The sequence below is a fragment of the Paracoccus methylovorus genome (assembly GCF_016919705.1).
GTDB lineage: Bacteria > Pseudomonadota > Alphaproteobacteria > Rhodobacterales > Rhodobacteraceae > Paracoccus > Paracoccus methylovorus.
The window spans coordinates 1,193,770-1,204,173 of sequence record NZ_CP070371.1; the positions used below are offsets into that span (position 1 = coordinate 1,193,770).

9 protein-coding genes are annotated in these 10,404 nt (G+C 61.6%); 1 reads left to right on the plus strand and 8 read right to left on the minus strand.

What is annotated here, in order from left to right:
• Window positions 1-4: 4 nt before the first annotated feature.
• From JWJ88_RS19045 to JWJ88_RS19065, 5 genes are all read right to left on the minus strand, one after another.
• On the minus strand, window positions 5-745 hold the full coding sequence (locus JWJ88_RS19045) for an ABC transporter ATP-binding protein (RefSeq protein ID WP_205296000.1): 741 nt from the start codon (window positions 743-745) through the stop codon (window positions 5-7).
• Window positions 742-1,515 carry an ABC transporter ATP-binding protein gene (locus tag JWJ88_RS19050; RefSeq protein WP_205296001.1) on the minus strand — a complete coding sequence of 258 codons (774 nt, stop codon included), beginning with the start codon at window positions 1,513-1,515 and terminating at the stop codon, window positions 742-744. Before JWJ88_RS19050 ends, JWJ88_RS19045 begins: the two co-directional genes overlap by 4 nt.
• Window positions 1,512-2,651 carry a branched-chain amino acid ABC transporter permease gene (locus JWJ88_RS19055; protein ID WP_205296002.1) on the minus strand — a complete coding sequence of 380 codons (1,140 nt, stop codon included), beginning with the start codon at window positions 2,649-2,651 and terminating at the stop codon, window positions 1,512-1,514. The genes JWJ88_RS19050 and JWJ88_RS19055 overlap by 4 nt, the downstream gene beginning before the upstream one ends.
• 4 nt (window positions 2,652-2,655) lie before the next feature.
• Entirely contained in the window at window positions 2,656-3,684 is a 1,029-nt protein-coding gene (locus JWJ88_RS19060; protein ID WP_205296003.1) for a branched-chain amino acid ABC transporter permease, read from the minus strand.
• Between the two features lie 111 nt (window positions 3,685-3,795).
• Complete coding sequence (locus JWJ88_RS19065) at window positions 3,796-5,145, minus strand: substrate-binding protein (protein ID WP_205296004.1); 1,350 nt, start codon at window positions 5,143-5,145, stop codon at window positions 3,796-3,798.
• 168 nt (window positions 5,146-5,313) lie between these two features.
• Between JWJ88_RS19065 and JWJ88_RS19070 the strand changes: the two genes are divergently transcribed.
• Complete coding sequence (locus tag JWJ88_RS19070; protein ID WP_205296005.1) at window positions 5,314-6,876, plus strand: helix-turn-helix domain-containing protein; 1,563 nt, start codon at window positions 5,314-5,316, stop codon at window positions 6,874-6,876.
• Here JWJ88_RS19070 and JWJ88_RS19075 read toward each other — a convergent pair.
• From JWJ88_RS19075 to JWJ88_RS19085, 3 genes are read right to left on the minus strand one after another with little or no spacing between them, the layout of a single operon-like run.
• Window positions 6,846-9,596, minus strand: a complete 2,751-nt coding sequence (locus JWJ88_RS19075) for a sensor histidine kinase (RefSeq protein WP_205296006.1) — start codon at window positions 9,594-9,596, stop codon at window positions 6,846-6,848. The two genes, JWJ88_RS19070 and JWJ88_RS19075, sit on opposite strands and share 31 nt — an antisense overlap.
• Window positions 9,596-9,868 carry a hypothetical protein gene (locus JWJ88_RS19080; RefSeq protein WP_205296007.1) on the minus strand — a complete coding sequence of 91 codons (273 nt, stop codon included), beginning with the start codon at window positions 9,866-9,868 and terminating at the stop codon, window positions 9,596-9,598. Before JWJ88_RS19080 ends, JWJ88_RS19075 begins: the two co-directional genes overlap by 1 nt.
• A 4-nt stretch (window positions 9,869-9,872) precedes the next feature.
• On the minus strand, window positions 9,873-10,265 hold the full coding sequence (locus tag JWJ88_RS19085) for a response regulator transcription factor (RefSeq protein WP_205296008.1): 393 nt from the start codon (window positions 10,263-10,265) through the stop codon (window positions 9,873-9,875).
• Window positions 10,266-10,404 lie beyond the last annotated feature (139 nt).

Sequence of the window (10,404 nt, forward strand, 5' to 3'; positions counted from 1 at the left end):
GAGCCTAAATCGCCAGATAGCGATAGCGCAGGCTCTCATCCTCGAGCAACTCCTGCGCACTGCCGGTAAAGACCAGTTCCCCCGAATCCAGGATGACCGCACGGTCGGCAAGGCGCAACGCCGCCACCGCGTTCTGTTCGACGATGATCGTGGTGATGCCCAGTTCCTTGATACCGTGAACGATATGCTCGATCTCCCGCACTATGACGGGGGCAAGCCCCTCATAGGGCTCGTCCAGAAGCAGCAGCTTGACCTCGCGGGCAAGCGCGCGGGCCACAGCCAGCATCTGCTGCTCGCCCCCCGACAGCGTTACGCCCTCTTGCTGGCGTCGTTCGGCAAGGCGGGGGAAATGGTCGTAGATCTGCTCAAGCTCCCACCCCTTGTTGGGCGCGACCTGCGCGAGGATCAGGTTTTCCTCGACCGTCATGCCGGCGATGATACGGCGATCCTCGGGCACAAGCTGGATGCCCGCCTGACTGGCCTGCCAGGATTTCATCGGGTGCACGGCCTGACCTTCCAGCCAGATCTCGCCATGAGTTACCGCCGGGTCGTCGGTACGTGCGATGGCGCGCAAAGTCGAGGTCTTGCCAGCCCCGTTGCGTCCCAGAAGCGCCAGGACCTCGCCCTTCTTCACCTCCAGCGTGATGCCTTGCACGATATAGCTTTCGCCGTAATAGGCATGAACATCACGCAGGGCGAAAAACGAATCCGGCGCCGGTCTGGTCGTGATCTGTGCAGCATTCATTCGGCGGCTCCTCCCAGATAGGCCTGCTGGACGCGGGGGTCATCCTTGATCTGCTGCGGCAGGCCGGATGCGATAATCCGACCCTGCGCCAGAACCGAGATCTTGTCGGCCAGCGAGAACACCACATGCATGTCGTGTTCGATGATGACCTTGGTCATGCCGCGCAGCTTGATGCGTTTCAGCAGTTCGATCGTGGTATTGGTATCATGGCGGGACATGCCCGCCGTCGGTTCGTCCAGCAGCAGCAGACGCGGATGCTGGATCAGGCACATGCACAGCTCCAGCCGCCGCTTGTCGCCTCGCGACAGGGCGCCCGAATGGTCGTCACGGCGTTCCCACATGCCAAAGTCGCGCAGCAGGCTTTCGGCCTCTTCGCGGATTTCGGTCTGGCGGGAAACCGCGCTGAACATATTGATGCGAAAGGCTCCGTCACGACGTGCAAAGGCCGGGGCCATCACGTTATGCAGCACCGACAGATCGGCAAAGATCTCGGGTGTCTGGAATACGCGCGATATGCCAAGCTGATTTATCTCGTGCGGAGCCTTGCCGGTCAGCACGGTCCCGTCAAAGACCACCGCGCCGCTGGTCGGAGGCAGGCGCCCGATGATGACATTCAGCAGCGTCGATTTTCCGGCCCCGTTCGGCCCGATGATGGCATGGGTCTTGCCCTCTTCGATCTGCAGGTCGATGTCGGACAACGCCCGCAAGCCGCCAAAGTTCTTGATCACATCGGCCGCGTGCAGGACGATATTGGGAGGGGCTTCGCTCATTTCACGTCCTCCTGCTGCTGGATACGCGGCACCGGTCGGATACGTTGTAATCGTGACCAGAGCCGCTGGCAGCCTTCGACGATGCCGCCCGGCAGGAACACCACGATCAGCACGAACATCAGGCCCAGCGTCAGGTGCCATCCCTCGCCCACGAATTTCGACAGCACGGTGACGACCACTTGCTGCAGCCCATCGGGCAGGAAGCTGAAGAACGAATTCAACATGTTGGCGTTGATGGCCGAGAAGATATTCTCGAAATATTCGATCAGCCACGCGCCGACGACCGGCCCGACCAAGGTGCCGACCCCGCCAAGGATGGTCATCAGCACGATATTGCCCGATTCCGTCCAGCGCATCCGCTCGGCCCCGGCGATGGGATCGGTCACAGCCAGCAAGGCCCCGGCCAACCCCGCGAACATGCCCGAGATGACGAATGCTGCCAGCGTATAGGGCTTGGTGTTGAAGCCGGTATAGATCATCCGGGTCTGGTTCGACTTGATCCCGCGCAGCGCCAGACCGAAGGGCGAGGCAAAGATTTTCTGCGACACCAAGAACGCCAGGATCAGCACCACCGCGCACAGGTAGAACCCGCCATAGCCCGTCATCGCGACGCCAAACAACGACGGCACCGGCAGTCCGGTCGAGGTTTCGCCGCCGCGCAGCATGGCATCGATGATGCGCGGATCGTTGCGCGCCACCAGCAGGCCGGTTTCGCCGTTGGTGATGGGCGTGAGGACCGAATAGGCCAGGCTATAGCTCATTTGAGCGAAGGCCAGCGTCAGGATCGAGAAATAGATCCCCGTCCGCCTAAGGCTGAAAAAGCCGATCACCAGCGCGAACAGTCCCGAAAAGATGACCGCGAAGATCATCGCCGGGATGATGTCCATTGTCAGCAGCTTGAACGACCATACGGCGGTATAGGAGCCCACGCCCAGGAAGGCGGCATGACCAAAGGACAGATACCCGGTCAGGCCGAACAGAATGTTGAAGCCGATGGCGAAGGTCGCATAGATCGCGAACTTCTGCATCAGGCCGGGATAGGCCGCGCCAAACGGCTTCAGCCAGATCGGCATGGTCAACACCACCAATGCGAAGATGGCGAAGGTGAAGACGTCCTTGCGGGAAAGCCAGAGCATCGGATCAACCCTCCATCACGCCGCGCCGGCCCATCAGGCCGCGCGGACGCACCAGCAGAATAACGACGGCGACCAGATAGATGACGACCTGATCGATGCCGGGGATCACCGACTTGATCTCGGTCATCGACGCAAAGCTTTGCAGGATGCCCAGCAGGAATCCGGCCAGCACCGCACCCGGCAGAGAGCCCATGCCCCCAACGACCACGACGACAAAGCTGAGAACCAGAAAGTCCATCCCGATCTGATAGTTCGGCGGCAGCAGCGGCGTGTACATCGCGCCCGCCACGCCCGCGACAGCGGCGGCAAGGCCGAAAATGATGGTGAATCGACGGTCGATATTGATGCCCAGCAGCCCCACCGCCTCGCGGTCGGCCATGCCTGCGCGCACGACCATCCCGAACGTGGTGAAGCGCAGGAAGGCAAAGACACCGCCGATCACGGACAGCGAGAAAAACAGATAGATCATCCGCCACCATGGATAGGTCAGCGTGTGCGGTTGCATCCCGAACCAACTGCCGATATCGGCGGCCGAACGCAGGTCCGATGGGATCGGCTGCGGCATAGGATTGGGCCCGAAGAAGCTTTTGACCAGCTCCTGCAACACGATGGCCAATCCGAACGTCACGAGAATCTGTTCGGCATGGCTGCGCTTGTAGAAATGCTTGATCAGCCCGCGCTCCATCGCGATGCCGATCAGCGCCATCACCGGGATCGTCAGCAGGATCGAGAACGGCACCGAATAATCCACCAGCACCGTGCCGAAATCCCCCAGCCATTGCTGGACCAGGGGCGTGCGGACCTCCAGCGGCGTTCCCCAGGGCGACAGTTGCGTCGGGTCGACGGTCACGGTTTCGATAGTGATCAGATAGCGAAAGGTCACCGCACAGAAACAGCCCAGCATGAACAGGGCGCCATGGGCAAAGTTGACCACGCCAAGCGTGCCGAAAACAAGGGTCAGGCCCAGGGCGATCAGCGCATAAGCGCCACCCTTGTCCAACCCGTTCAGTAGTTGGGCGAGAAACGCGTTCATATCCCCTCCAGCCGGGCAAGCCCGTGGATGTGTTGGAAAGCGGGACCGAAAAGGCCCGGCAGCCATTCGTGTACCGGGCCTCGTCCGTCGGATCAGTGCGTGAGGGTCAGCTCAGCACTGGTTCGGCTCATAGGGGCCCAACTCGCCACCGAAGATTTCAGGATCATAGGTCACCTCCTCGCGCGGAGTGCGGCTGACCACGTTCAACACTTCGAACTTGCTGGACGGGTTCTCGTTGCCGCGCACGACCAGCACCTCTTTGAAGCACTGGTGGTCGCTGTCGCGATAAAGGGTCGGGCCGTTGCCCATACCGTCGAACTCGAAACCTTCCAGCGCCTTGATGACCTCTGGTGGATGGAAGGTCCCTGCGCGTTCGACCGCATCGGCATACAGGATCGCCTGAACATAGCCGGTGTGGGCCGATTGCGACGGCGGCACGCCGTAAGCCTCGCCATAGGATTTGGTGAAAGCCTGCGTCCCCGCATCGTCCAGCGCCCAGTGCCAGTTCGAGGTGCCGATGATCCCCTTCACCGCATCACCCGCACCCACGGCCATGAGTTCCGAGAACATCGGCACGACGATCTCGAAATTCTTGCCGTTGGCCTGGCGGTCGCGCAGGCCGAACTGCACAGCCTGCGGCAACGAGTTCACCATGTCATGACCGTAATGGTTCAGGATCAGCACGTCCGCGCCGGAATTCAGCACCGGCGTCAGGTATTGCGAATAATCCCCAAGACCCAGCGGCGTGCGGACGGTGGCGACGGTTTCCCAGCCCAGCGCCTCGGTCGCGTTCTTGATCGACTCTTCCTGCGTCCAGCCCCAAGTATAGTCGGCGGTCAGGTGGTAGGCGCGCCGGTCGGTGCCGTATTCCTGCGCCAGCAGCGGCGCGATGGCCACTCCGGACTGGAAGGCGTTGAAGAAATGACGGAAGCCATAGCGGCGTTTGTCCTTGCCGGTGGTGTCGTTGGAATGGGTCAGGCCGGCCATATAGATGACGCCGTTTTCCTGACATAGCGACTGCACTGCAATGGCCTCGCCCGAGGTGACCGAGCCGGTGACCATGATCGCGCCGTCGCGCTCGATCATCCGCCGCGCACCGTCACGGGCGGCGTCGGTGTTCGTCTGCGTGTCCCCGGTGACAAACTCGACCTTCTTACCAAGGATGCCGTTGCCCTTCAGCGACACCGGCTTGAGCGTATTCATCAGGCCGCCGTCGCCTTCGCCGTTGATATGACGGACAGCCAGTTCATAGCCCTTCAACTGGTCAAGCCCCTCTTCGGCATAGGACCCCGTCTGCGGCACGTTGAAACCGAAAACGATCTTGCCGCTGGCCTCGGGGCTGTTGCAGAAATTCTGCGCCCATGCGCCGCGGGTGAAAAATGAGGGCGCTGCCAAGGTCACTGCGGCGCCGGTTCCCATTGTGCGCAGTAACCTGCGCCGGTTCATCAACAGTTTCGACATTTCTTTCCTCCCCTGGACTCCGACTGATGCCGGTATTGCTGAACAGGAGAGGCCAGTTCTGAAACGATCTCAATATTTAATTGATGCTGTTGTATTTTTTTGTAAATATGATGATGGACGGATGTATAATCTGTAAAAGATTGACTCAACGGCCAACAGAGAGGGCACATGCGCGCACCGATCGGGATCCACATCCGCCGCAAGCGGCTGGAGCTTGGCCTGTCGCAAGTTTCGGTGGCGCGGCATGTGGGTATTTCAGCCAGCTACCTGAACCTGATCGAAAGCAACAAGCGGGACGTGGGGGGCACGTTGCTGCTGCGCATTGCCGAGCATCTTGGTCTGGACATCCACAAACTGACCGGGGAGCGAGAGCTGAAATCGCTGCAGATGATCGACGAGATGCTGCGCGATCCGCTTTTGCAGGGGTTGGACTTCCGGCAAACCGACACCCGCGATCTGGTCGCCAGATTCCCCGAAGTGGCACAGGCCATAGTGCGGATCTATCGGGCCCATTCCGCGTCCGGGGCCGAGATCGAGGTCTATGCCAATCGCTTCAATCAGGACCCGGTGCTGGCGCAGATGCTGCACGAGGTCCTGAACCGGATCGCCGGAATGCGCTCGGGCGCCGAGATCATTTCCGATGTCAAGGATCTGGCCGAGGCCGACCGGCGCCGCTTTACCCAGGCCATCAACCACGAAGCGCGCGCGGTAACCGAGACGATGAACAGCCTTGTGGGCTATTTTGATCGCGGGGCCGTGCGCCGGCGCGCGATCGCCCCCCTGCGCGAGGTCGAGGACGCCTTCATCTCGGCCAACAACCACTTCCCGGAACTGGAAGACATTGCCGAAGAGCTGCGCGCCGCCATGGGCGAGGATTTCAGCGAAGCGGCATTGGAACGCCATCTGGAACGCGAACACGGCATTACCTGCCGCCGCTGGCCCGAGGGTGCGCCATGGGGTGATTTTCCCGCAACCGAACAGGGGCGGCTGGACCGGGACACGCAGACCCTGTGGCTGCGCGGATCAAGCCGGCGCGCCACGCGTCAGTTCCGCATTTGCCGCCAGATCGCCGAGTTGCAGGCCCATGCCCCCCTGACACGGCTCTGCGACGGTCTGGACCTGACCTCGGAAGCGGCCAGACAGATCGCGATGCGGGCGCTGGCGTCTTACGTGGCCGGCGCGATGGTCATGCCCTATGAGGGGTTTCGCAAACTGGCCGCGCAGCATCATTACGATGTCGATCTGCTGGGTCATCTGCATGACGCCAGCTTTGAACAGGTTGCGCATCGGTTGGTGTCGCTACGCCGTCCGGGCGCCGAGGGCGTGCCCTTTGGTTTTCTGCGTATCGCGCCCGCCGGCAGGCTGACCAAGCGTTTCCCCCTGCCCGGTCTGGCCTGGCCCAGCGGTGGGCACGGCTGTCCGCTATGGCCGGTCTATAGCGCGCCGGGTGCGCCCGGCGTCCTGCGCCAGATTGCCGAATTTCCCAACGGCAAGCGGTTCCTGCTGATCGCAAAATCGGTGCAAAAGCGGGTGTCCAACTGGCAGGATCAGTCACTAAGCTATTCCATCATGCTGGCCTGCGACATTCACCACGCGGATCGCACCGTGTACGCGCGGGGCCTTGATCTGTCGGATCTGTCAAGCAGCGTGCCGGTCGGCCCGTCCTGTCTGCTTTGCGCGCGAAAATCCTGCAGCCACCGTCAGGAGGATACGCCGCTGGTCGATGGCTGAACCTGCGGGGTTGGCGCATATACCGGCAGGGTGATGCGGAAACAGGCCCCCGACAGCGGGCCGTCCACCAACTCGATCCGACCCGACATTTTGCTGATGATGGTGTGGCTGATATTCAGTCCCAGCCCCAATCCGGACAACGAACCGTCACGGTCGGGCTGGCTGGAGACCCGCACGAATTTGTCAAAGATGCTTTGCCGGTATTCGGGCGCGATCCCCTTGCCGTTGTCTGAAATCTCGACGACGTAATTGCCTTTGCGCAGCCCCGAGCAGACCCGCAACTCGGGATCCTCCCCGCGATTATGCGATATCGCGTTCGAGATGATGTTGATGAAAACCTGACTCAGCCGGTCGGGATCACCCAGCACCTGAACCTCGGCCGCCTCTTGCTGGCGGCTGACGCGGATATCATGTTTGCGCGCCAGGGCCTCGCAGATCTCAAAGGCCCGGGTCAGGATCGCTTCGGCCTCCATCGGGCGGTTTTGCCAGTCGCGTTCGCCATGCTCCAGCGCGCTCAGATCAAGGATCTCATCCAAAAGCCGGGTCAGCCGGACACTTTCATGGTGGATCAGCCCGACAAAACGATGCCGCTGTGTCTGGGCCAGTTCCGGTTGCTTCATCAGGATTTCCGAGATCGAGCGGATCGAGGTCATCGGTGTGCGCACCTCATGGCTGACCTGCGACAGGAAATCGTCCTTTTGCCGGTGCAGGGCATGAAGCTTGGCGTTCACCTCCTGCAGTTCCTGCGCGGTCAGCCGCAGTTCGCGGGATTTGCGCTCCAGTTCATTGGAATGGGAAATGACCTGCAGGGTCTCATCGGCAATCAGCATCACCTCTTCCAGTGACAGGGCGTCGCCCTCGACCACCTTGGACAGCAGGATATGGACCGAAGCAGCGCCAATCGAGCTGGCCAGCTCTCGCTCCAGCCGCGCGACAAAGGAGGGGGGAACCGGCTGACCGCGCCCAGAGCCGCCCCGCGAAATCCCCTCGCTCTGGAACAAATCTTGGGCACTTTGCCAACCCAACACCCTTTCGGTCAGTTGAAACAGGTCCTCGGCGCTGGCCGAACTGCGCAGGGATCGACCGGTATCGTTTGCGCTGCGATGAAAGATGTCGACGAAAATACCGGCCTGCATACGCTCCAAGGCGCCTTGCCGGGTAAGCAGCGACACCACGATCAGCGCACCGCCATTCAGGACCATCGACCAGAAGATCGAATGAACCAAGGGATCCAGCCCGGCCATTCCCAGCAGCGCCTGCGGCCGCAGCAGCGCAATGCCCCACGGCCCCTCTGCCACCAGCGCGGCCACGGCGGCATTGCTGGTGAAGCTGGGCAAAAACAAGGTCCAGCACCAGACTGCTATGCCAAGGATCATCCCCGTCAGCGCCCCTTTGACGGTCGCGCCACGCCAGTACAGCGCCGCAAGCAGCGCCGGCAGAAACTGCGCCACCCCCGCGAATGAGATCAGTCCGATGGTCGCCAGCGCCCCGCTTTCGCCGGTCAGCCAGAAATATAGAAACCCCAGCAGCAGGATCCCCGCGATGGAAAAGCGCCGGCTCAGCAGCAGCAGGCGGGCGATCCCCTGCGCGCCGCTGTCGGCCAGATTGTCGGTGATCCGCAGCGCCAGCGGCAGAACGATATGGTTCGAGACCATGATCGACAGCGCAATCGAGGCGATGATAATCATCGAAGTGGCCGATGAAAACCCGCCGATGAACGCGAACAGCGCCAGCCCGTCCTGCCCTGCCGCCATCGGCAGGGTCAGCACGAACATGTCGGGATTTGATCCGGGCGGCATGATTGCCAGCCCGTGAAAGGCGATTGGCAGCGTGAACAGGCTCAGCAGCAGCAGATAGGCCGGAAAGGCCCAGCTTGCGGTGCGCAGATGGTTTTCATCGGCATTCTCGACCACGGTGATCTGAAATTGCCGCGGCAGGCAAATCACCGCGACGGCCGACAAGAACAGAACCGTCACCCAGCGGCTGCCGAAGGGGGTCTGCTCATGCACCTCCAGCCCAGCCTCTATGGCCGCGGCATAGATGCCCGCCGGCCCGGTGCTCATGCCGAAAAGAACGAACAGCCCGACAGCCACGAAAGCGAGCAGTTTGACCACCGCTTCAAAAGCAATGGCTGCGACAACGCCCAGATGCTGTTCGCGCGCATCCACATTGCGCGTTCCGAACAGGATAGTGAACAACGCCATGCCCGTCGCCACGCCAAACGCCAGCTTGGCGTCCTCCAACCCGGCCAACGGCCCGCTGGCGCCACGGGCAACGGTGATTGCCTGCAACGAGTTGGTGATCGCTTTCAGTTGCAGCGCAATATAGGGCGTGATGGCGATCACCGCCATCAGCGTGACCAGCACCGCCACATGGCTGGATTTTCCGAAACGAGAAGACAGCAGATCGGCAATCGAGGTGATCCGCTGGCTGTGCCCGATCCGCAGCAGCTTGCGCAGGATGAACCACCATCCGGCAAAAACCAGGGTCGGGCCCATATAGATGGCCATGAATTCCAGCCCGTCTCGCGCCGCCGTCCCGGCCGCGCCGTAAAACGTCCAGCTTGTGCAATAGACCGAAATCGACAGCGTATAGACCCATGGAGAGCGCAGAAACCCGCCGCGCCCCCGTCGCGCCAGCCCATCCGAGAAATAGGCCAGCAGAAACAGCAGGCAGACATAGGCGATGGCCGTCAGGACGACGATATCTGGCGACAGCATCAGCCGTCATCCTGCTGCCGGGGTGCGGTATCGGGATCGCTGGGGAGACGCGTATCCAGTACGCGCGACAACCGCCAGGCGCCAACAACCAGACCGACCCAGACGGCAAACAGATAGATCACCTCCAGCGGGATGCCCCAAAGCAGCCGGCGCACCAGAAACAAATTGATGAAGGGCGGCAGCAGCAAAAGCGCGCCGAACAGCGGCAGCACGAATCCTGCATCGCGCTGTCTGTCGGCATCGTCATGTCGGTCCGTTCGGGTGCGGCGCATGGTCCTAGCTGACCATATTTCCAAGCCTGCGCAGCGACAGAAGCCGGCTCACCTCCTGGATCAGCAGATCGTTGGCGAAGGGCTTGCTGATAAAGCCATCCGCCCCCAGCTCGCAGGCAAGCTGCCGGTCATGGCTTTGCCCACGCGCGGTCAAAATCAGGACAGGTATATCGGCCAGTTCCACGTCCGTACGCAAAGCCCGCAGGATGTCAAAACCGCTACGCCCCGGCATCATCACATCCAGCACGATCATGCCGGGCCGATGGCTGCGCACCGCCCGCATAACGGAATCGCCGTCGGACACGGTGTCGACCTGCCAGCCCTGGTGAGCCAGCAGAAAGCGCAGGGTTTCACGGATCGTCGGCTCATCCTCCGCGATCAGGATATCGAGATTCATGGCCGCCTCCCGTCAGACCATAGGGTCCATGCTAGGCAACCCACTGTTGGTAGGCAAGGAATTTCATGGGCATCCGTTCCGGCAGGATACTACGGCATCCGGACGGTCGTTCAGCGGCAGGGGCGGGCCCGCAAAAACC

What these genes read in the sequence shown, in the direction of transcription:
- JWJ88_RS19050 (WP_205296001.1), bottom strand. Translation starts at nt 1,515, where the DNA reads ATGAGCGAAGCCCCTCCCAATATCGTCCTGCACGCGGCCGATGTGATC.
- JWJ88_RS19045 (WP_205296000.1), bottom strand. Translation starts at nt 745, where the DNA reads ATGAATGCTGCACAGATCACGACCAGACCGGCGCCGGATTCGTTTTTC.
- JWJ88_RS19060 (WP_205296003.1), bottom strand. Translation starts at nt 3,684, where the DNA reads ATGAACGCGTTTCTCGCCCAACTACTGAACGGGTTGGACAAGGGTGGC.
- JWJ88_RS19070 (WP_205296005.1), top strand. Translation starts at nt 5,314, where the DNA reads ATGCGCGCACCGATCGGGATCCACATCCGCCGCAAGCGGCTGGAGCTT.
- JWJ88_RS19080 (WP_205296007.1), bottom strand. Translation starts at nt 9,868, where the DNA reads ATGCGCCGCACCCGAACGGACCGACATGACGATGCCGACAGACAGCGC.
- JWJ88_RS19085 (WP_205296008.1), bottom strand. Translation starts at nt 10,265, where the DNA reads ATGAATCTCGATATCCTGATCGCGGAGGATGAGCCGACGATCCGTGAA.
- JWJ88_RS19065 (WP_205296004.1), bottom strand. Translation starts at nt 5,145, where the DNA reads ATGTCGAAACTGTTGATGAACCGGCGCAGGTTACTGCGCACAATGGGA.
- JWJ88_RS19055 (WP_205296002.1), bottom strand. Translation starts at nt 2,651, where the DNA reads ATGCTCTGGCTTTCCCGCAAGGACGTCTTCACCTTCGCCATCTTCGCA.
- JWJ88_RS19075 (WP_205296006.1), bottom strand. Translation starts at nt 9,596, where the DNA reads ATGCTGTCGCCAGATATCGTCGTCCTGACGGCCATCGCCTATGTCTGC.